Annotated in this window: 23 protein-coding genes; 19 read left to right on the top strand and 4 right to left on the bottom strand. The window is 32.5% G+C overall.

What is annotated here, in order from left to right; all coding sequences use genetic code 11:
• The 9 genes from rpiA to GMA06_RS05745 all read left to right on the top strand — a co-directional run bounded on the left by rpiA (position 1) and on the right by GMA06_RS05745 (position 9201).
• Positions 1-669, top strand: a complete 669-nt coding sequence (rpiA, locus tag GMA06_RS05705; protein WP_163546498.1) for a ribose-5-phosphate isomerase RpiA — start codon at positions 1-3, stop codon at positions 667-669.
• Positions 662-1969, top strand: coding sequence for a pyrimidine-nucleoside phosphorylase (locus GMA06_RS05710; protein WP_205426248.1), 1308 nt, complete (start codon positions 662-664; stop codon positions 1967-1969). The genes rpiA and GMA06_RS05710 overlap by 8 nt, the downstream gene beginning before the upstream one ends.
• 8 nt (positions 1970-1977) lie before the next feature.
• Positions 1978-2589 carry a nicotinate-nucleotide adenylyltransferase gene (locus GMA06_RS05715; protein ID WP_163561988.1) on the top strand — a complete coding sequence of 204 codons (612 nt, stop codon included), beginning with the start codon at positions 1978-1980 and terminating at the stop codon, positions 2587-2589.
• Positions 2579-3151, top strand: a complete 573-nt coding sequence (yqeK, locus tag GMA06_RS05720; RefSeq protein WP_163561989.1) for a bis(5'-nucleosyl)-tetraphosphatase (symmetrical) YqeK — start codon at positions 2579-2581, stop codon at positions 3149-3151. The genes GMA06_RS05715 and yqeK overlap by 11 nt, the downstream gene beginning before the upstream one ends.
• 12 nt (positions 3152-3163) lie before the next feature.
• The gene (rsfS, locus tag GMA06_RS05725; protein WP_163546501.1) at positions 3164-3523 is read left to right on the top strand and encodes a ribosome silencing factor; all 360 of its coding nucleotides are present in this window, start codon (positions 3164-3166) and stop codon (positions 3521-3523) included.
• Between the two features lie 2 nt (positions 3524-3525).
• Positions 3526-4245, top strand: a complete 720-nt coding sequence (locus GMA06_RS05730; protein WP_163561990.1) for a class I SAM-dependent methyltransferase — start codon at positions 3526-3528, stop codon at positions 4243-4245.
• Between the two features lie 7 nt (positions 4246-4252).
• Positions 4253-4924 carry a YdcF family protein gene (locus GMA06_RS05735; RefSeq protein ID WP_163561991.1) on the top strand — a complete coding sequence of 224 codons (672 nt, stop codon included), beginning with the start codon at positions 4253-4255 and terminating at the stop codon, positions 4922-4924.
• Positions 4925-5042: 118 nt separating this feature from the next.
• Positions 5043-8609, top strand: coding sequence for a polysaccharide lyase family 8 super-sandwich domain-containing protein (locus GMA06_RS05740; RefSeq protein WP_163561992.1), 3567 nt, complete (start codon positions 5043-5045; stop codon positions 8607-8609).
• 19 nt (positions 8610-8628) lie between these two features.
• Complete coding sequence (locus GMA06_RS05745; RefSeq protein ID WP_240328847.1) at positions 8629-9201, top strand: DNA-3-methyladenine glycosylase; 573 nt, start codon at positions 8629-8631, stop codon at positions 9199-9201.
• A gap of 111 nt (positions 9202-9312) precedes the next feature.
• On the opposite strand, the gene GMA06_RS05750 is transcribed toward GMA06_RS05745, so the two are convergent.
• From GMA06_RS05750 to GMA06_RS05765, 4 genes are read right to left on the bottom strand one after another with little or no spacing between them, the layout of a single operon-like run.
• The gene (locus GMA06_RS05750; RefSeq protein WP_163561993.1) at positions 9313-9942 is read right to left on the bottom strand and encodes a bifunctional 4-hydroxy-2-oxoglutarate aldolase/2-dehydro-3-deoxy-phosphogluconate aldolase; all 630 of its coding nucleotides are present in this window, start codon (positions 9940-9942) and stop codon (positions 9313-9315) included.
• Between the two features lie 10 nt (positions 9943-9952).
• Complete coding sequence (locus GMA06_RS05755) at positions 9953-10954, bottom strand: sugar kinase (protein WP_163561994.1); 1002 nt, start codon at positions 10952-10954, stop codon at positions 9953-9955.
• Positions 10955-10967: 13 nt separating this feature from the next.
• Complete coding sequence (locus GMA06_RS05760; RefSeq protein WP_163561995.1) at positions 10968-11609, bottom strand: RpiB/LacA/LacB family sugar-phosphate isomerase; 642 nt, start codon at positions 11607-11609, stop codon at positions 10968-10970.
• Between the two features lie 20 nt (positions 11610-11629).
• Positions 11630-12445 (bottom strand): gluconate 5-dehydrogenase, encoded by an 816-nt coding sequence (locus GMA06_RS05765; RefSeq protein WP_163561996.1) that lies wholly within the window; start codon positions 12443-12445, stop codon positions 11630-11632.
• 289 nt (positions 12446-12734) lie between these two features.
• On the opposite strand from GMA06_RS05765, the gene GMA06_RS05770 reads away from it, so the two are divergent.
• From GMA06_RS05770 to GMA06_RS05815, 10 genes are all read left to right on the top strand, one after another.
• Entirely contained in the window at positions 12735-13163 is a 429-nt protein-coding gene (locus tag GMA06_RS05770) for a PTS sugar transporter subunit IIA (RefSeq protein ID WP_163561997.1), read from the top strand.
• Between the two features lie 14 nt (positions 13164-13177).
• Positions 13178-14368, top strand: coding sequence for a glycoside hydrolase family 88 protein (locus tag GMA06_RS05775; protein WP_163561998.1), 1191 nt, complete (start codon positions 13178-13180; stop codon positions 14366-14368).
• A 12-nt stretch (positions 14369-14380) separates the two neighbouring features.
• On the top strand, positions 14381-14869 hold the full coding sequence (locus GMA06_RS05780; protein WP_163546512.1) for a PTS sugar transporter subunit IIB: 489 nt from the start codon (positions 14381-14383) through the stop codon (positions 14867-14869).
• A 22-nt stretch (positions 14870-14891) separates the two neighbouring features.
• Positions 14892-15665, top strand: coding sequence for a PTS mannose/fructose/sorbose/N-acetylgalactosamine transporter subunit IIC (locus GMA06_RS05785; protein WP_163561999.1), 774 nt, complete (start codon positions 14892-14894; stop codon positions 15663-15665).
• On the top strand, positions 15652-16470 hold the full coding sequence (locus tag GMA06_RS05790) for a PTS system mannose/fructose/sorbose family transporter subunit IID (RefSeq protein ID WP_163546514.1): 819 nt from the start codon (positions 15652-15654) through the stop codon (positions 16468-16470). The genes GMA06_RS05785 and GMA06_RS05790 overlap by 14 nt, the downstream gene beginning before the upstream one ends.
• Before the next feature lie 106 nt (positions 16471-16576).
• Entirely contained in the window at positions 16577-18478 is a 1902-nt protein-coding gene (locus tag GMA06_RS05795; RefSeq protein ID WP_163562000.1) for an alginate lyase family protein, read from the top strand.
• Between the two features lie 125 nt (positions 18479-18603).
• Entirely contained in the window at positions 18604-19605 is a 1002-nt protein-coding gene (locus GMA06_RS05800) for a LacI family DNA-binding transcriptional regulator (RefSeq protein ID WP_163562001.1), read from the top strand.
• Positions 19606-19707: 102 nt separating this feature from the next.
• The gene (locus tag GMA06_RS05805) at positions 19708-20463 is read left to right on the top strand and encodes a DUF6612 family protein (RefSeq protein ID WP_163562002.1); all 756 of its coding nucleotides are present in this window, start codon (positions 19708-19710) and stop codon (positions 20461-20463) included.
• 561 nt (positions 20464-21024) lie between these two features.
• On the top strand, positions 21025-22092 hold the full coding sequence (locus GMA06_RS05810; protein WP_163562003.1) for a hypothetical protein: 1068 nt from the start codon (positions 21025-21027) through the stop codon (positions 22090-22092).
• A 163-nt stretch (positions 22093-22255) separates the two neighbouring features.
• A complete protein-coding gene (locus GMA06_RS05815) occupies positions 22256-22585 on the top strand; it encodes a hypothetical protein (RefSeq protein WP_163562004.1) in 330 nt (109 codons plus the stop codon).
• Positions 22586-22907: the final 322 nt, after the last annotated feature.

Below are 22907 nucleotides of genomic sequence, written 5' to 3' on the forward strand. Positions count from 1 at the left end.
ATGAACTTAAAAGAATTAGTAGGTAGACAAGCAGCAAATTATGTAAAAGATGGTATGATTGTTGGGTTAGGAACAGGTTCCACAGCATATTATTTTGTAGATGAAATAGGACAGCGTGTTCAAAAAGGTTTAAATATTATTGGTGTTACGACATCTATGGCAACAAAAAAACAAGCAGAAGAGTTAGGTATTCCTTTAAAAAGTGTCGATGAAGTACCATATATTGATGTGACGGTTGATGGAGCTGATGAAGTAAATCATCAGTTGAATGGTATTAAAGGTGGCGGTGGAGCATTATTATTTGAGAAAATAGTAGCACGTCACTCCAAAAAAATTGTGTGGGTAGTAGATAAGTCTAAAGTGGTAGATACACTTGGGAAATTCCCGCTTCCCGTTGAGGTTGTCAAATATGGTTCTACTTGTCTTTTAAACTATTTTACAGAAAAAGGCTACTCTCCTGTTTTACGCCAAAAAGATAATGCTGTCTTTGTAACAGACGATGGCAATTATATTATCGACTTGCATTTAGACAAAATTGAAGATGAATATGCACTTGCGAAAGAGTTAGATAGTTTAACAGGTGTTGTTGAACATGGATTATTTTTAGATATGACATCGGTCGCATTGGTTGGGACGGAAAATGGTGTGGAGGAAAAATATCATGTTTAGAATGGTTGATTTAATCGAGAAAAAAAGAGATGGTTTTACCTTGACTAATCAAGAAATTGAATGGATGATTGATGGTTTTACAAAAGGGGAGATTCCGGATTATCAAATGAGTGCAATGGCTATGGCGATTTTGTTTCAAGGGATGACTCACGAAGAATTAGGTGTTTTGACGCTATCAATGGCAAAATCGGGAGATCAATTTGATTTAAGTGCTATCCATGGAATAAAAGTTGATAAGCATTCAACAGGTGGCGTTGGAGATACAACAACATTGGTTTTAGCACCATTAGTAGCTAGTTTAGGTATTCCTGTGGCAAAAATGAGTGGTCGTGGGTTAGGGCATACTGGTGGTACGATTGATAAATTAGAGGCGATACCCGGTTTTAAAGTAGAGGTGTCTGAACAAGATTTTATAGATTTAGTGAATAAAAATAAAGTAGCGATTGCTGGACAAAGTGGTAATTTGACACCAGCAGATAAAAAGTTGTATGCTCTACGTGATGTGACAGGTACAGTACAATCTATTCCGTTAATTGCAAGTTCGATTATGAGTAAAAAAATTGCATCTGGAGCAGATGCGATTGTTCTTGATGTGAAAACTGGTGCAGGAGCATTTATGAAAACTGTTGAAGATGCTCAAGCTCTTGCAACTGAGATGGTGGCCATTGGGAATCAAGTTGGACGTCGTACAATGGCTGTTATTTCAGATATGAGTCAACCATTAGGAGTTGCGATTGGGAATGCCAATGAAGTGATTGAGGCAATCAATACGCTAAAAGGGAACGGGCCTAAAGATTTAGTCGAATTGTGTTTAGTGTTAGGCTCCCAAATGGTTTATTTAGCAAATGGTGCTTCTAGTTTAGAAGAAGCAAGACAAAAATTAGAAGAAAATTTACAAAACGGCAAAGCATTGGAAGTATTCAAAACATTTATTGCTTCTCAAGGTGGAGATGCCAGCGTGGTTGATGATACAAGTAAATTACCGCATGCTTTATATGACATTGATGTAGTAGCAGATAAGAATGGTTATGTGACCTCTATTGTGGCAGATGATTTAGGTGTTGCAGCTATGATGTTGGGTGCCGGACGTGCCACAAAAGAAAGTCAAATTGATTTAGCGGTAGGTATTTCAGTTTTGAAAAAAGTAGGCGATAAAGTTGTGACTGGTGAACCGTTCGTTCGAATACACTCTAATCAAGAACATGTAGAAGATGTTATGTCAAAAGTAAAAGAAGCCTATACAATCGGTGATGAAAAAATATATCAACCGTTAATTTACAAAGTGATAACAAGTAAGTGAGGATAACTATGGCAAATCAAGTAGAGCCACTGAAAATAGGCATATTAGGTGGAACATTTAATCCTATTCATGTGGGGCATTTGATGATGGCAGAGCAAGTAAGAGATTTTTTTTCGTTGGATAGATTTCTATTTATGCCAAGTGCAACACCTCCACATAAAAAAGAGAAAAAAACAATTGATAGCGTTCATCGTCAAGAAATGGTACGTTTAGCGATACAAAATCATCCTTGTTTTGATTTAGAAACTTATGAAATTGAAAATGGTGGTGTAAATTATACATATAATACAATACAAGCATTAAAAGAAAAATATCCAAATGCTATATTTTATTTTGTGATAGGTGCTGATATGGTTGAAGATTTACCAAATTGGTATCGTATTGACGATTTGGTACAAGAGGTTCACTTTATAGGTATCAATAGAGTAAGTGCGTCTTTAGAAACACCGTATCCAATTTCTATTTTGAAATTACCTCTTATTGAGATTAGCTCAACAATGATTCGAAAACATGTGAACATGAAAAAGTCTATTACATACTATGTGCCTGAATCTGTTGAAAACTATATTATGAAACATAAATTATATGTAGAAAACGAGGGATTTATGCATGTTGAATGAACAAAAAAGACAAAGCATTTTAGAGGTATTAGAAACACAAATATCAAAAAAACGATACGAACATGTTTTAAGAGTAGAGAAAAAAGCGATTGAATTGGCTACCGCATACAATGTTGATGTTGAGAAATGTCAGTATGCAGCATTACTACATGATTACGCTAAAGAATGGAGTATGGAACAATATCAAGTGATATTAAATAAATATGCATTAGATATGACCATGTTAGATTACGGAAGTGAAATTTTACATGGACCTGTGGCTGCGATGATTGCTAACGAACAGTTTCACATAAAAGATAAAGATATTTTAGATGCTATTTTTTACCATACGATTGGGCATGATGTCATGAGTGATGTTGCTAAAGTTTTGTTTGTTGCAGATTATATTGAGGATGGACGAACATTTCATGGTGTTGTAGAAGCACGTGTGTTAGCAAGACAAAGTTTAGACAGTGCCATTGTGTATAAGCTACAACAAACTATTATGTTTTTGGCACAAAAGAAAGTACCTATTTTTCCAGATACGATAAAAGCGTATAATACATGGATAAGTAAATTTTAAGGAGAAAAAAGATTGAAATATACAAGTGAACAAATATTAGAAAAAGTAATTTTAATAACTGATGATAAATTAGCACAGGATACTGTAGCATTAGACGTAAGAGGACTGACACCTATTGCTGATTTTTTTGTAATTACACAAGGTAAAAATGAAAAACATGTTGACGCCATTGTCCAAGCTGTTTTAGAAGAAGCGCATAAACAAGGTATGGATGTGAAAAATATTGAAGGACGAGATACAGGGAAGTGGACATTAATTGATTTAAATGATGTGATTGTACATGTCTTTTATCCAAGTGAGCGTGAGCATTATCAATTAGAAAAATTATGGCATGATGCTCCTTTATATGATATTGCTAAATGGGTAAACTAAGTATGGCATATAATAAATTTGCTGCTGTCTATGATAAACTAATGGATAAAAGTATGTACCAACAATGGTTTGATTATGTCAACCTTATTGGGAAACCCACTGATACCATATTGGAATTAGCTTGTGGAACAGGAGATTTAGCTGTATTGCTTTGTAAAACGTACAATGTGTATGCAAGTGACCTTTCAGAAGATATGCTTGCCTTAGCTAGTCAAAAAGTAGCGAGTATTCCTTTGTTTCAAATGGATATGTGCCAGATTGATGTGAATAGAACATTTCGTATCATTACTTGTTTTGCAGATTCGCTTTGCTATTTAAAAGATGAAAAATCTGTTAAAAGAGCTTTTCAAGAAGCATATCGTGTATTAGAAGTAGGTGGATACTATTTGTTTGATGTACATTCAACTTGGCAAATGGAAGAAGGGTATCGTGATTATGTGTACCAATATTGTGATGAAGATACGGTCTTTTTGTGGCAATCCTTTCCAGGAGAGTTTCCATATAGTGTAGAGCATGATATAACGTGTTGTCAAAAAATATATGATAATGAATGGTATGAACGTTTTGATGAGTTCCATAAAGAAAGAACATACCCATTAGATAGTTATATAGCATGGCTAAAAGAGGCAGGATTTCATACGATACACGTAACAGCAAACTTTGGGCAATCAAATATAACAGAAACAACACCAAGATGGTTTTTCTGTTGTGAAAAAAAGTAGGCATGAGATGAAAAAACTAAGAAAATATGTAATGAGATTTATCTTGGTTGTTTTTTTATTAACAGTTATTATGAATATTTATGTGATATACAAAGGCAATACAAAAATTGTTGATAATCAAACAGCACAAGAATTTAAAGCGGATGCTATTGTTGTATTAGGTGCAGGGTTGCAAGACGGAGAACCCGGTTCTATTTTGCAAGACAGATTAAATACAGCTATTGAGCTATATAAAAAAGGTAAAACAAAAAAAATCATTATGAGTGGTGACCATAGTAGTGACTTCTATAATGAAGTATCTGCAATGAAATTATATGCGATGCAAAAAGGTGTGCCATCACAAGACATTTATTTAGATCATTATGGATTAAATACGTATGATAGTATGTACCGTGCTAAATACATATTTGGAGTCAAAAGTCTGATTGTTGTCACACAAAAATATCATTTATATCGTGCTTTACACATTGCAGAAAATTTAAATCTTGATGTAAAAGGTGTTGCATCATCTTTAGAATGGTTTAATAGTAAACTTGAACAAGAAGTACGAGAGTATTTTGCTCGCGTAAAATCTATGTATAGTTTAATGATGCAAGAAAAATCAGAATTTATAACACCTGTCGTTGATTTAAATGGAAGTGGCGACGATACAAATGAACAAATAAATAACTTTAAATAAAGAACGAATCGGAATAGATTCGTTTTTTATTTAAAACTATTTTACAATAAAATGAAAACGTGATATATTTATATAAACCGGTTTACTTTTGATTAAAACAACAAAAAGGAGTCTTTATATGATAACACGTCAAACGTTAAAAAAAGCAATATATGTTTTTTCAGCGTCTATGACTCTTTGTGCTGTGTTAGCTTATCACACAACACAAGTAGAGGGTGTAGAAACATTGCAAGCGGCACCAGTAACACAAGATAATTTATTGAAAAATGGTGATTTTTCAGAAACTATCTCAAATAATATGTGGACAGGAGGAACAGGTGCAAAAGATTGGAATGTTTGGGTAGATAGTAAATATAAAAATGTAACGTATACAATCGGGGTTGAAAATAATCATTTAAAAATTTCAAGTACAGATGAGTTTCGTGTTGCTGTTTATCAAGAAGTATCTATTGATCCAACTAAAAAATATCAATTAAGTTTTAAAGTGAAAACGACAAATAAAACAGGTGTTGCTAGAGCGCGTATTCAAGCAGGCACAGGTGATAGCAAGGTACTTACTGTTTCTGAAAACACATCAGGTACAACAGATTGGAAAGATGTGACAGTTGATTTTATGCCACCGGCAAATGTTGATAAAGCTAAAGTAGAATTATTTTATGAACCAGGTACCGGAGAAGTTTTATTCTCAAATCTTGCGTTTAAAGAAGTTGTACCAGAAAAAGTAGTAGACACACCAGCAACATTAGAAGAAAAAGTATCAGTACCATTAAATAAAAAATATTTATTTAATGTAAAAGATTATCGTTATGTAACAGATAATGCGTCAGTTGTAGATGTTATAAATGGATTATTGATACCAAAACAAGAAGGAACTGCAAATATTAAAGTGTATCAAGACAATACTCTTTTAAAAACAATTCCTGCAACCGTTTCACCTAGTGTAGAAGATGATTATACGAAACGATTACAAGAATGGAATGATATTATTGCAGGAAATCAATTTTATGATCCAAGTAACGAACAAATGAAAGCGCTAAATGATGAGTTGGAAAAAAACGTTGAAAAAAGCATTGCTGATTTGTCGACAGAACCGAATCGTACGTTTTTATGGGCAAAACATGGTGATTATACAAAATCAGCTAATTTAACGGCGACTTATCGTAAACTTGAAGAAATGGCAAAACAAATTACGAATCCACATTCTAAATATTATCAAGATGGGCATCTAGTTCGTATTGTCAAAGAATCTTTAGATTGGCTAGATAAACATGTTTATAATGAGTCAAAAAGTATTGTCGGCAACTGGTGGGACTATGAAATTGGGACACCAAGAGCTATCAATAATACTCTTTCATTGATGAATGACTATTTTAGTGATGAGGAAATAAGACATTATACAGATGTGATTGAAAAATTTGTTCCAGATTCTAATTATTTTAGAAAAACAACAAATAATCCGTTTGAAGCTTTGGGTGGAAATCTTGTTGATATGGGTCGTGTAAAAATTATTGCAGGTCTGTTAAGAAAAGATGATGCTGAAATTAGCAGTACGAGTAAATCAATAGAAAAAGTATTCAGAATTGTAACAAGTGGCGAAGGCTTTTATCCAGATGGTTCTTACATTGATCATACCAATGTTGCTTATACAGGAGCATATGGAAGTGTGTTGATTGATGGATTATCACAATTATTGCCAATTATTCAAAAAACGAAGTCACCATTACCAACAGATAAAATGACAACGATGTATCAATGGATTGATCGTTCATTTGTGCCACTTATTGTGCATGGCGAGTTAATGGATTTGAGTAGAGGACGCTCTATTAGTCGTGAGAAAAGCAACGATCATGCTGCTGCAGTAGAAGTATTAAGAGGTATTCAACGTATTGCGAATATGTCTGATGAACCGACACGTAAACGTTTAGAAACAACGATTAAATCATTTGTTGTATCAGATACGTTTTATGATGTATTCCAGAATTTGAAAACATATCGTGATATCTCTTTGATGAATACTTTATTAAATCGTGCAGATGTTCCAACTGTTAAACCAGATAATGCTCTACATGCTTTTAACGCAATGGACAAAGTAGCGATGTATAATGCGGATAAAGATTTTGGTTTAGGTTTGTCTATGTTCTCAAGTCGTACGAAAAATTATGAGGGTATGAACAAAGAGAATCGTAAAGGGTGGTATTCAGGAGATGGAATGTTGTATTTATATAACAATGATTTAAGCCATTATAGTAATGACTATTGGGCAACAGTCAATCCGTATAGATTACCGGGAACAACAGAGTTAACAACAGCTCGTGACAATGATTCAGGTCAAGTAGTATTGCCATCGGCTTTTGTTGGTACAAGTAAATTAGACGAACAAAATGGTACGTCTGCTATGGACTTTACAAATTGGAACAATGTACTACAAGTTCATAAAGGATGGTTCATGTTAAAAGATAAGATAGTTGCTTTGGGTAGCCAAATTAAAAATCAATCAACTGATGAAGTTATTACGACTATCGAACAAAGAAAAGTAGATGCTAAAGTACCATACAAAGTGTATGTGAACGATAAAGAAGAAGCTTTGACTGATGATGAAAAAGAATATAAAGAAACAGAAACCGTCTTTTTAGAATCAAGTGATACAAATCGTAATATTGGCTATGTCTTCTTCAAAAAAGCAGACTTGATAATGTCTCAAGCGTTACGTAAAGGAAAATGGAAAGATATCAATGATGCGCAATCAGATGAAGAAAAAGAAAATACATTTATCACAATGTATCAAAAACATGTCAAAGATAATGATGAATATGCGTACATGATTGTTCCAAATGTAGATCGTGACACATTTAAAAAACTTGTAGATGCAATGAAAAATAGTGTTTTACAAAATGATGACACTTTACAAGTTGTGTATGATCCAACACAAAATGTATGGGGAATTATTAAGTACGATGATGAACCATCTACGATTGATGGAAAATTCCAAGTATTAAAACGTGGTATTTATACCATTAAAAAAGAAGATTCAGATTATGCTGTTTCTTATTTAAATCCAGAAAAACAAGAAACAGATAAAAAAGAAAATGTGTTTAAAGTATTAGAAACAGATACGGAAAAACCAGAAGAGTCAAAACCAACACCTGATATGACGACAACGACATCTATGACTTTACCAATAACGACACAAACTAGAAAACATGTATCACTAGGTGTACCATACGTTTTAGAAAAACATGCAGATAATCGTTTATTTAGCGTTGTGTTTAAAGAACGCGTAGATGCTGATATGCTTCATGTCGAAAAAGTAGAGAATCCTGTTATTGCAGAAAAATTAAAACCAAAACATGCAATGGTTTATGATATTTACTTAACAAAAAATGGACAAAAAGTAGAGATTAAAGATAATCGTATTGTGGCTATTGAATTATACAAAAACGAAAAAAATCCTGTGTTATATCATGTATTATCTAATGGTCAATTAGAAAAAATAGAAGCAAAAGTTGAGAATGGTAAACTTGTTTTTGAAACAAATCATTTTAGTCATTTTGTTTTAGCTGTAGATGCAGGCGTATCAAAATCATTGCCATATACAGGTACACAAGAAACGCATATCTTTACATATGTAGGTGTTTTATTTGGAGGAATGGCAATATTCGCATATAATAAAAGAAAAAGCGAATAAATGGTAAAGGAAATTTTTCATGTTTGACACATATTTTTCTCATCTTATGAAAACAGATACAATTAAAACAGCTAAAGCCTTATTAGGTATGGATTTGTTTTTAAATGGTAGAAAACTTGGAAGAATCGTTGAAACAGAAGCCTATTTAGGCACCATAGACAGTGCGTGTCATAGTTTTAATGGTAGACGTACACCCAAAAATGAAGCAATGTATTTAGCTTATGGACATTGGTATGTGTATCATATACATCAATACGATATGCTAAACCTAGTGACAAAAAAAGAAAATATTGCAGAAGCTGTTCTCATTCGTGCTATTGAAGTATCAGAGGGGATTATTGCTAATGGTCCAGGAAAACTGACAAGATATGCACACATTACGAGAGATTTTAATGGGAAATTACTCGACAAATATTCTTTAACCGTAAAATATGGTGCTACACCAAAACGTATTCAAGCACGTGCGAGAATCGGCATCACTTGTCAAGATGAATGGCGTGATAAATTTCTGTGTTTTTATGTTGCTGGTAGTCCTCATGTGTCGAAGATGAAGAAAAAAGACATACAAGTAGATAATGATGTATGGATGTAAAACGATTTTTTGTTAAGTTATGGCATTAAATCGTTGCAAGTAAAAAAGTCACACAACTTTTCACTGTGAAAAGTTGTGTGACTTTCTTTTTTATAGATTTATATTGTTATATTATACAAGATGACGATAATCTTGTGCTAATGTTGTGATTGCTTCAAAATCTTGTTTTGCAGCTAGTTTATTAAATTCTCCACCTATGCCAATAGCATCTACACCTGCGTTCAGCCAATCAGTAGCGTTTTGCAAATTAACACCACCAGTAACCATAATTGATACTTGTGGAATTGGAGCTTTAATGGCGGAAACATAGGATGGTGAAATGGCATTTCCAGGGAATAATTTAATGATTTCACAACCGCTTTCAAGTGCTGTTGTAATTTCTGTTAGTGTAAAGCATCCAGGAATATATAAAACATTATATAAATGACACATTAAAGCTGTTTCTTGATGAAATGATGGGGATACGATGTAACGAGCACCGGATAAAATGGCTAATCGTGCAGTGGTTGCATCTAATACTGTACCTGCACCAATGATAACGTCCGTGTCATGTTTGTATGTTTGATTTAATACTTTGATAATATCACTTGCTTCAGGGTTTGTATAAGCCACTTCAATGGCTTTAATACCACCTTTAATGCATGCATTAGAAGCATTTATACCTTCAGCTGAGTTTTCTCCACGAATAACAGCAACAAGTTTTTGTTGTTTTAATTGAATAACTGTATCAGATTTACTCATAATGTTTCCCCTAACGTATAATATCTTTGTGTGTTACTAAAATTTTTTCAATATCTGAAACGGATTTAGTCATGTTATCTCCATAAATGGTACATTTTAAACTTGCACTGGCGGCACCAAAATTTAAAGTATCTACTAGATTAGATTCCGTCACAAGTTTATAAATAGCACCTGAAACAAAAGCATCTCCGCTTCCGATACGGTCTAAAATAGTTGTTTTCATCGGTGTAGATTCTACAAATGTATCGCCCAATGCGTAGGCTTTGTAGATATGTTGTCCGTTTTCGTCAGTGGAACGTTGTGTATGAAAAATTGTTTTGAACTGGTAAATCTCTTTTAATTGTTGCATACGATCTTGTAACTGTGCGATACTAGCATTTTCTCTATCGAACATTGTTAAATCTTTTTCATTCATCATTAGTGGTTCAATACCAAAACAATAGTCGGCGTATTTTGCAAAAGTAGAGAATATTTTTTTAGCGTCTAATATACTAATAAGTTTTGTACGTAAATTTAAATCAATAGATATGGTAATACCTCTTTTTTTTGCTTCTTTTAAAATGAATAAAAGCGTTGTTCGAACGTTTTCGCCAAGAGCAATGGTAATACCACTAAAATGGAAGTGGGACACATCTTGAAGAAGAGTGTCTATATCCAGTATATCTGGTTTGATGTCGCAAATACTTGTATGTTTACGATCATAAAAGACTTCGGTTTGTCTGCAACCAAATCCTGTTTCTGTGTAATATGTACCGATGCGATCGCCAATATGACAAATGGCACTTGTGTCAATGGAACGTGTTTTCAAAAAATCTAAAAATCGATTTCCTAAATCATGTTTAGGAAGTGCAGTTAATACTTTAGTAGGAAGACCTAGATATTGTAGATTGCATGCCACGTTAATTTCTGAGCCACCATAATATAAAGTAGAAAGAGTACCATTTGATACACTTTGATAATCTATTGGTGTAATTCGAATGAGAGGTTCACCAAAAAATAGAACTTTTGTCATAGAAAAGACCTCTTTATTTTTCAAGAATTGTTTTTAAATAATCAGCAATTGCTTTATCTTGGCAATTTGCAAAGAAATATTCTTGGAATTTTTCTCCAGAAATTGTTTCTTTTAAAAATTCTTGATCGATTGTTTTTAGAATAGTTAATAAGTCAGTATGTGTGATTTCTTTTAATTCATTTAAAATACGTGCATTGCGTTGTTCAGGAATAGCACGTTCTTTAGGATAACCACCGCCTGATGTTTCTGCGAATAAACGTTCAAATATCAATTTAAGATTTAATTCAGCTCCCCAACCAAAGCCTTTTGCATAAGGAATAGACAGAGCGTTTCCTCCATTGATTTGTGAGAATAAATATGCGTCTGTTGGTTCAGAAGCAAATCCACACACAACACCAGGGAAACTGTTTAAAGCTAACATAGCACCTACACCTGTTCCGCAACCTGTTACAACGAAATCTGCTGCTTTACTATTTAATAAAATAGCTGCTAATAGACCGTTTTGAACGTATGTTAATTGACTTTCTCCTTCTTTTCCGTACATACCATAATTATAAAGCTCATATCCGTGTTTTGTTGTTGTTTCTTTTAACGCATCGTAAATAATGCTGTTTTTACTTGCTTGACTATTTTCATTAATTAAAGCTACTTTCATGTTTTCTTTCCTTTCGTATTTTATTCTGGCTGTTTTCCGATATAGGCTAAAATCCCACCGTCAACGTATAAAATGTGACCATTGACAAAATTACTTGCATCACTAGCTAGAAAAACAGCAGGTCCCATTAAATCTTGTGTTTCCCCCCAACGTGCAGCAGGTGTTTTAGCGATAATAAATTGATCAAATGGATGACGAGAACCATCAGCTTGGCGTTCTCTTAATGGTGCTGTTTGTGGAGTGGCAATGTAACCAGGTCCGATACCATTACATTGAATATTTGCATGACCATACTCAGATGCAATATTTTTTGTTAACATTTTTAAACCACCTTTTGCAGCAGCATAAGCACTAACTGTTTCACGACCTAACTCACTCATCATTGAGCAAATGTTAATAATTTTTCCATGTCCTTTTTTAATCATAGAAGGGATAACATTTTTAGCCAAAATAAATGGTGCGTTTAAGTCAATGTCAATTACTTTACGAAATTCTTCAGCGCTCATATCACACATTGGTATACGTCTGATAATACCGGCGTTATTTACCAAAATATCAATAATGCCCACTTCTTGTTCAATTTTTTGTATCATGTGAGATACTCCGTCTTCATCTGTTACATCACAAACATATCCATGTGCAGTAATGCCTTCTTCTTTATAAGCAGCAGTACCTTTGTCCACAAGTTCTTGCGTAATATCGTTAAACACAATGGTTGCTCCTGCTTGTGCGTAGGCTTTTGCAATGGCGAATCCAATACCGTACGAAGCTCCTGTAATAAGAGCGATTTTTCCTTCTAATGAAAATTGTTGTATAGAAAATGTATTACAAGTCATATCATTATCTTCCTTTCATCAATTTTTTATGGTAAGTTTATTATAGATAGGTAAACCGGTTTTGTCAATGTGATAGAGCATTTATCATGTAATGGAGTTGTATATAAAAGATTTTTTAATTATTTTATTTAGTTTTTATATGAAATGGGTGTGATATTGAAAGAATAATTTTGTTATAAAAAATGTAATCGCTAACTTTTTTTATTAAAAAGTATTGACAATAGTAAATCAATCCACTAAAATAACCTATATAAGTAAACCGGTAAACTAAAAACAGAAAGGAGATCCAATGGTAAAAATTATAATGACAGGGCATGGACACTATGCAACTGGTATTTTAAGTTCATTACATTTGATTGCAGGGGTACAAGAAAACGTTGCAACCATTGATTTTGTAGAAGGTATGTCCAGTGAAGATGTCAAAGTAGCATTAAAAAATGCGATTGAAGGGGCAGATGATATTTTAGTTCTTTGTGATTTATTAGGAGGAACACCATTTAATGTCGCTTCACAAATAATGTGTGAATATCCAGAAAAAACAATAAATGTTTTAACAGGATTGAATTTAGCGATGATTATGGAAGCTGTTTTTGCACGTACAGAGGGTACTTTTGATGAGATTGTTTCTAAAGTTCTTTTAGCAGCACACACCGGTATTGTCGATGCGAAAACATTATTTAATACATCAGATGATACAGAAATTGAAGACGGGATCTAAAAGAGGAAATGGTAATGATAAAAAAAATGACACTGGAACCACTTCAAAATCCTAGTAGATTTTTAAGTGTAGATCTTTTAACAAAAGAAGAAATAAAAAAAGCAATAGACCATGTTGTAGAACAGCTACTTATAAACATAGAATATTTCAAGGAAGATTTTCCAACACCTGCTACAAAAGATAATTGCTATCCTATTATGGATAATACAGAATGGACAAATGGTTTTTGGACAGGCCAATTATGGTTGGCTTATGAATATAATAAAAATAATGTGTTTTATGATGTTGCACATAAAAATATGCTATCGTTTTTAAATCGTGTTAATCAACAGATTGAATTAGACCATCATGATTTAGGTTTCCTATATACACCGTCGTGTATGAGTGAATATAAATTAACCGGAGATTTACAAGCAAAAGAAGCATCATTAAAAGCAGCTGATAAACTGATTGAACGTTATCAAGAAAAAGACGGCTTTATACAAGCGTGGGGTGAACTTGGTAAAAAAGAGCATTATCGTTTAATTATTGACTGTTTATTAAATATTCAACTACTATTTTTTGCTTATGAAGAAACAGGGAATGAACGTTATTACGATATTGCAAAAAATCATTTTTATACTTCTGTTAATCATGTTATTAGAGATGATGCCTCATCATTCCATACATTTTATTTTGATCCAGAAACGCATACACCATTAAAAGGTGTTACACGACAAGGATATAGTGATGATTCTTGTTGGGCGAGAGGTCAGTCTTGGGGAGTTTACGGCATTCCGTTAACGTATCGTTTCTTAAAAGATGAGCAATGTTTCGATACATTTAAGAGCGTTACAAACTACTTCTTAAATCGTTTGCCGCAAGATTTTGTATCTTATTGGGACTTGATTTTTTCAGATGGTAGCGGACATGCAAGAGATTCTTCAGCAACAGCAATTAGTGTTTGTGGTATACATGAAATGTTGAAGTATTTACCTGAAGTAGATAGTGATAAACAATATTACAAATATGCAATGCATGCGATGTTACGTTCGTTAATTGAGAATTATGCAAATAAAGACATTTCTTCTGGAGGAGCAACATTGCTTCATGGTGTTTATTCTTGGCATTCTGGAAAAGGTGTTGATGAAGGAAACATTTGGGGAGATTACTATTATTTAGAAGCACTGATGCGTTTTTATAAAGACTGGGATGTCTATTGGTAGGAGGAAAAGAATATGGCACCAAATATTGTAATGACTAGAGTAGATGAACGTTTAATTCATGGACAAGGTCAATTATGGGTAAAATCACTAGGATGTAATACAGTGATTGTAGCAAATGATGAAACAAGTGAAGATAAAATACAACAAACATTGATGAAAACGGTTATTCCGGAATCTGTAGCAATGCGTTTTTTCTCACTTCAAAAAGTGATTGATGTAATACACAAAGCAAATCCTGCCCAAACAATTTTTATTGTTGTAAAAAGTTTGGAAGATTTACTTACTTTAGTACAAGGAGGTGTACCAATTACAGAAGCGAATATCGGAAATATTCATAATGCAAACGGAAAAGAGCAAGTAACACGTTCTATTTTCTTAGGTGCAAAAGACAAAGAAGCGATTAAAGAATTAAGTCAAAAATATCATGTCAAATTTAATACGCAAACAACACCTAGTGGAAATGACGGAGCAGCCGTTGTAGATATTTTAAACTATATTTAAGAAGCAAAGGAAGGGAAGTCTTATGACAATCAGTATATTTCAAGCCGTTTTAATCGGTTTATGGACAGCATTTTGTTTTAGTGGGATGCTTCTTGGAATCTATACAAATAGATGTATTATTTTATCATTTGGTGTAGGTATTATTTTAGGAGATGTTCCAACTGCTCTTGCAATGGGGGCTATTGGTGAATTAGCATATATGGGATTTGGTGTCGGTGCCGGAGGTACAGTACCACCTAATCCAATCGGTCCTGGTGTATTTGGTACATTGATGGCCATTACAAGTGCCGGTAAAGTAACACCAGAAGCAGCGCTTGCTTTATCAACACCAATCGCTGTGGCAATTCAATTTTTACAAACTTTCGCTTATACAATTCGTGCGGGTGCACCAGAAACAGCAATGAAACATTTAAAAAATCGTAATATTAAAGCATTTAGATGGACAATCAATGCAACGGTTTGGTTATTTGCTCTTATCGGTTTCTCATTAGGTTGCGTTGGTGCATTATCAATGGATACATTGTTACATTTAGTTGATTATATTCCACCTGTTTTATTATCAGGATTAACAGTTGCAGGTAAAATGCTTCCTGCTATTGGGTTTGCAATGATTTTATCAGTTATGGCTAAAAAAGAATTGATTCCATTTGTTTTATTAGGATATGTATGTGCTGCATACTTAAAAATTCCAACAATCGGTATTGCAATCGTCGGAACAATTTTCGCTTTAATTGAATTTTATCATCGCCCAGAAAAAGTGGTTGTGAAGGAGGAAGAAAAAGATGACTGGATATAATAAATTAGAGAAAAAAGATTATGTAAAAACATCTTTAAGAGCATTTTACTGTCAAAACGGATTTAATTACAGCAATTATCAAGGTTTAGGTTATGCGAATGTTTTATATCCTGCTTTGAAAAAATATTATGGTGACGATCAAGACGGTTTATACAAAGCTCTTGAAGAAAACTGTGAATTTTATAATACTAACCCTCATTTCTTACCATTTGTAACAAGTTTACATTTAGTTATGTTAGAAAAAAATAGACCAGTTGAAGAAACACGTAATATTAAAATGGCGCTAATGGGGCCTTTAGCAGGTATTGGAGATTCTTTATCTCAATTCTGTTTAGCTCCTCTATTTTCAACAATTGCTGCATCTTTTGCAACAGATGGATTGATTCTTGGACCAATTGTTTTCTTCGTCGCAATGAACCTTATTTTAACAACAATTAAATTATCAACTGGTTTATATGGTTATAAATTAGGAACAAAAATTATTGATAAATTAAGTGAACAAATGGGAACTATTTCAAAAATTGCTAATATCATTGGTGTAACAGTTATTTCTGGATTAGTTGCAACGTCTGTTAAAATTATGGTACCAATAACATTTGCTGCTGGTGAAGTGAATAAACAAGCAAATCAAAGTATTGTAAGTATTCAAGGTATGTTGGATAAAGTGGCACCAGCATTATTACCAGCTCTATTTACGGTTTTAGTTTACTATTTAATCAAAAAGAAAAAATGGACAACTTATAAACTTGTTATTTTAACAGTTATTATCGGTATTATCGGAAGCTGGTTACATATTTTATCATAAAAATGTCGGTTTATCGTGTTAGTCATGTGACTAACACGATAAATTGTCTAGTGTAAAAATGAAACTGAATAACTATTCAGTTTCTATTTTTGTTATAGGAGAAGTCATGGAAGTAGAAATAAAAAAATATTTTGCAACATTTGATAAAGAGTATTGTCGAACATATATTCAAACAGTTTGTGCAGATGAATATAAGCAAGTTAAAAGAAGAATAGATAGATTATTAGATAATCGTTTTATTTTTGATAGAACGTGGGATATGGAACCTTGTCTAGTTGAGCATCAGCTAATAAATATGGATTGGACGACTGTATATCACGATGATCCAGAATGGGCGTATATGTTAAATCGACACGAGTATTTATTAGATTTTCTTGTTGGATATTTAGTTGAGGAAAATCCTCTTTATATTGAGAAATTAAAATGGTATATTTTCCACTGGATAAATCATGTGACCGACTTCTTCCCAAACAGTGTAACAACGAGAACACTTGATACGGGTATTCGTTGTTTTTCTTGGTTAAAAATTATTTTGTTTTTAATAGAGTGGGAACTATTAGATGAGCGTGAATTAACGATTTTGTGTCAATCGCTACAAAAACAAATTGACTTTTTAATGACATACTATCGTGAAAAGTATACATTAAGTAACTGGGGTGTTTTACAAACGACTGCTATTATTGCTTGTTATCATTTTTTAGCAGATAAGCTAGAGATTGATGATGCGTATTTATTTGCAATAAAAGAGTTAGAAAAACAATTATGCACACAAGTTTTAGAAGATGGTACACAATTTGAGCAGTCTATTTTATATCATGTGGAAGTATATAAAGCGATATTTGAGTTAGTTGTTTTAGTTCCAGAAATGAAAGAGAGTATTGCTGCTATATTATCTAAAATGGCTCATTATATTCGTATGATGACGACATCAAGTGGGAAAACAGTAGCTTTTGGGGATAGCGATGAGCATGATACAGCAGATTTATTACATGCTAGTGCTATTCTGTTAGAAGATTCGCAATTATTAGATAATCATGCACATTTAGAAATATATGGTGTAATGTTATTTGGTAAAAAAGGAATTGACTTGTTTAAAATATTAAAAGAAAACAATGTAGAAAATACAAGAGAGTCTGCTTTTTATAAAAACTCGGGACATGTTTGTATTAAAGAACAAGATAGTTATCTTTTCTTTAAAAATGGTCCAATAGGAAGTGCACATTCTCATAGTGATCAAAATAGTTTTTGTTTATATGTAGATAATTGTCCAATTTTTGTTGATTCTGGTCGATACACATATAAAGAAGAGGAAAGACGATATGACTTAAAAAGTGCATATAGTCACTCAACTTGTTTAGTTGATGGTATATCTCCAGATAATGTTGTAGGTTCTTGGGAATATGATGACTATCCTCAAACTTTGTATTGCGATTATCGTCATGAAGAGGCGTATCATTACATAGAGGGAGCATATCTTTCTCATCGTCATCATCATTTATGTGTACATAAGCGACATATTGTTGCTATAGGTAATAGTGCGTGGTTTGTGATTGATGAGGTGATTTGTGAAGGGGAGCATGGATTGAGCACACAGTTTATTTTAGATGATACAGCTGTTTTTCAACATAACACTGTGAATACATTAAATATTATGAGTAAGGTACCTTTTACAGTAGAACCTGCGATTATATCTAAACAATATAATACTATTGTGGATACGAAAAAATTAGTGAAGCACCAACCATTTACAAATCAGATAATTGATTATACTTTATTTGCTAAAGATACTGTATCTATTAGGAAAAAAGACGTTTATCAAAGTGACGGTACTTTATTAGAAAACGGACTTGCATTTGAAATAAAAGACAACAATAAGCATCTTCTTCTTATTTTAGTTGTTGAAGAAATTTATAAGGGAGAAAAATTAATCGTTGTTGATGATGTGAAAGTAAAAGGAAAGTGTAGTATTTATGATAAAAAAACAAATAAATTACATCGTCTGAAATAATAAGGAGTAAAAAGTCGTGAATATGGCATTATACGTAACATTTTTCTCATTAAAATCACGCTATTTAGCTATTTTTATAGGATAAATATGTTATAATATGAAGTGTTTTTAGAGGAGGAAATGTTTTGATGAAAAAACTTACCATTAAAGATATTGCAGAAATGGCACAAACGTCAAAAACAACAGTCTCTTTCTATTTAAATGGTAAATATGAGAAAATGTCACAAGAAACTAGGGGGAAAATTGAGCAAGTTATTCAAGAAACGAATTATAAACCCAGTATTGTGGCACGGAGTTTAAATTCAAAAACGACGAAGTTGATTGGCGTATTGATTGGTGATATTACAAATAGTTTTTCAAATCAAATAGTAAAAGGTATTGAGGATATTGCAAGTCAAAATGGATATCAAGTCATCATCGGCAATAGTGATTATAATCAAGAAAATGAAGATAGCTATATAGAAAGCATGCTCTTATTAGGTGTGGATGGATTTATTATTCAACCGACTTCTACGTTTAGAAAATATTCACGTATTATTGAAGAGAAAAAGAAAAAAATGGTATTCTTTGATAGTCAATTATATGAGCATAGAACAAGTTGGGTAAAGACAAATAATTATGATGCTGTTTATGATGCGATTCAAACTTGTGTAACGAAAGGTTACGAAAATTTTGTGATTATTACTGCCGATACTAGTCGTATTAGCACACGTATTGAACGTGCAACAGGATTTATTGATGCGTTAAACGATGTCAATATTGGACATGATATACTGATTATTGAAGATAAGCAAACGGTTTTAGAAAACATTCGTGAATTTTTAAAAGAAATTTTTACAAGAGAGAAACGTACACTTGTATTTGTACCGAATTGTTGGGCTTTACCGCTCGTATTTACTGTGATGAAAGAGTTAGATTATGATACATCTCGAATCGGACTGATTGGATTTGATAATACGGAATGGACAGATTTATCATCTCCACGTGTAACGACGATTGTTCAGCCAGCTTTTGAGGAAGGTCAGCAAGCAACAAAAATTTTAATTGATCAAATAGAAGGTAAATATCAAGAAGAAAAGCAACAAGTTTTAGACTGTGTTATTCATTGGAAAGAGTCTACAATTTAGTGGTATAAAAGAATGAATTGAAGAGTCTAAAAGAAGTATATAATTGAATTATATGAAAAATAAGCGTATGATACTCATGTAAAACATAAATGGAGGTTTACCATGAAAAAAAGGATAATGCTTGTAGGTACACTTATGTTATTGGGTGCTTGTAATCAGCAACCACCAAAACCTATGACAGCAGTTGAAGTGATTGAAAAACAAGAAGCAGCGGCTAAAGAAATAAAAAGTATGTCAATGGGAATGGATATGTCTATTGATATAAAACAAAGTGAAATGACTTTGCCGACTATCAAAACACATTTAAATTTAGATGTTATTGAAAACCCACCTGCTATGAAACTAGATATGGGTGGAGTCAATCAAATCATAAATGGTCAAGTTTATTATGTAGATAATACGCTATACACGAATGTTTCTGGAACGTGGGTTAAAAAAGAAGGCACTATGGATGAGTTTGAAGAAATGAAAAAAAGTGCTCAAAGAACCAATACAATTCCGGCGGGTATAAAAGAGAAGTTTGAAGTAAAAGAAACGATGGATAATTATGTTTTAACCCTTCAACTAAAAGATAAAGAAGACTTTGATAACTTAATCAATAGTATACCAACATCAGCAGAAGCGATAGAGAATTTTAAACAAGCTGGTGCGACATTTGAAAGTGGAGAAGTAACTTATGAAGTGGATAAAAAATCGTTCTATATCGAAAAAATGGATATGATACTTTCTATGGTGACAGAAGATACTACTGCACAAAAAATATCCGTTAAAATCACGATACACGCTGATCTTAAAGGTATCAACAATGTAAATAAAATAGAAGTACCACAAGAAGCAAAAAATGCAAAAGAATCATAATGTAAAAGAGCAAGCCAAATTTGGCTTGCTCTTTTACTATAAAATAGAAAGAGGTAACTTCCTACATTTTTATCCATATAAAAGGTTAATTTTAGTAGTTTTTTAAATTTATAATATAAAATACAAGGTAAAAAAATGGATACAAATCCTTTTGATTTGAACCTTAATTTGATAGCTATTGATGAATATTATTTAAAGAGAATGACTGTTCTCTTTTTTTCTTGTCTTAAAATATGATAATACAAAATATAATGTTTTAAGGAAGCAATTTGATGAATATTTAAATTTATACTATTCAGGACAAATAACAAGGGTGTTATATTGCTAGAAGTACCTAAAAGTACATTTCATAATTGGATAAAATCTAACAAAATTTGTCCAAAAGAGTAGACTTTTTTGGACATTGATGATATATTAAATATGTTCATAAATATTCGGAGAATAATAAGAAAACAAGGTTTTTATCTTAATTTTTTGAATATTTTAAAGGTAGAAGCATAATCCAAAAAAGTCTACTTTTATGGACAAAAAATATCGAAAACATAAGGAGGTCATTTTAAAATGACAAAAACAAGTAAAATTTTATCTGTAGCATTTGCTGCATCAGCAATCTTAACACCATTAGCAACTGCAACTCAAACTTATGCTGCAGGAACAACGTACGAATATAAAGGCACTTTTTCAAAAGTGAAATACGAAACTGACGGTATTTTCGATTCATTTGAAGAAGCAGAAGCATTTGCTAAAAAAGTTCAAGAATATTATGGTACGCTAGTTGGTAAATACGGAGTTGCTCATGCTACTGCAATGCCGGCATTGCCAAGTACTACTAAATATATGGTTTCAGGTGATATCGACTTCCCACTTCATCGCGGTGATGTCGAAGCTGAGATTAAAGCCCGATTAGAAGGATACGCGAATCACATCATTGCTATGTCAACAGAATTTAAGGCAAGTTTAGCAAAAGCTGAAGAGCCTAAACGTAATCATTCAGTTGGAGAACCTGCTTTAGCAGAAGAAAAATTAAAAGCTAATGTGACTGAAAACGGCGTAAACGCTGTAGTGAACGAAAACTTAAAAGCTGAAAAACCAACTCTTTCTCAATCAGAAGCTGAAGAGCCTAAACGTAATCATTCAGTTGGAGAACCTGCTTTAGCAGAAGAAAAATTAAAAGCTAATGTGACTGAAAACGGCGTAAACGCTGTAGTGAACGAAAACTTAAAAGCTGAAAAACCAACTCTTTCTCAATCAGAAGCTGAAGAACCTAAACGTAATCATTCAGTTGGAGAACCTGCTTTAGCAGAAGAAAAATTAAAAGCTAACGTGACTGAAAAAGGTGTAAACGCTGTAGTAAATGAAAACTTAAAAGCTGAAAAACCAACTCTTTCTCAATCAGAAGCTGAAAAAATGACGAAAGAGAGAAAAGGTAAATATACGATTAAATCTACAGAACCAGCTAAATCCAAAAACATAAGTAAACCTGATGAAAAAAGCACTGTTACATCTAAAGGTACATTACCAAAAACATCTGCAGTTCGAGGCTCACGTCCATTTGTTGAAGTGGTTGTAGAAGTATCGTTAGTGATTATTGGAGTAGTTGTGGGATTGAAGAAAAAAGTTTTTAAATAAAGATGGGTATTCGAAATGCATATTTTCTAATTTAGATATAGGGTATTTATAAGGGAGGTAAATATGAATTTTACAAGCTATTATATAAACAAATTGGGAATAGAGCTTATAGATTCAGGATTGATAAGGGGATAAAAACGAAAACAGAATTATTAGATAAATTATGCGATTTTTATTCATCAACTTCAAAACATTCAGAAATTTCAGTAGAAGAAATTCCAGTGAATACGAAAGTGATTTCGCATTTGGAAAAAATAGAAAAGCTTCGCATTATAAGTACCTTATGTCTTCTACTGTATTTACTATATTGAAAGATTTTTATAAAGTCGATGATGAAGTGTTTCTATTTGGAGAAGAAAAAGAAAAAGTGGACTTTATTAAATTTTGCTTAATCTTACTATTAATGCAAGATGTGGGCAATCCATTTTCTGAAAAAGGTGAGGATACATTTTTTGATAATAAAGTGATAAAAAAGAAATACTTACCTGATTAAATAACAAAGATAAACAAAAGATGTTTCTCGGTAATTATTACATAAGAAGATGAGATATTTTTGAATCATACTAGTGTAGAAAGAAGATGGAATTACTGAGAATGATAATCTATGCTTAAAATATATCGTTTAAAGATATTGGCATAAAAATGATTATCTGTTTTAATTAGGCTCTATAATAAATCGTGTTGGTGGGAATAATCCACCAACACGATTTTGTATATAAAAGTGGACAAAAAAAGAGAAATACCTGTATGATTAAATCACCACAATTAAACAAGGAGGTATTTCTCATGGATTATTATACAAAAAAATTATTGAC

It is taken from the genome of Granulicatella sp. zg-84 (assembly GCF_010892375.1).
Taxonomy (GTDB): Bacteria; Bacillota; Bacilli; order Lactobacillales; family Aerococcaceae; genus WM01.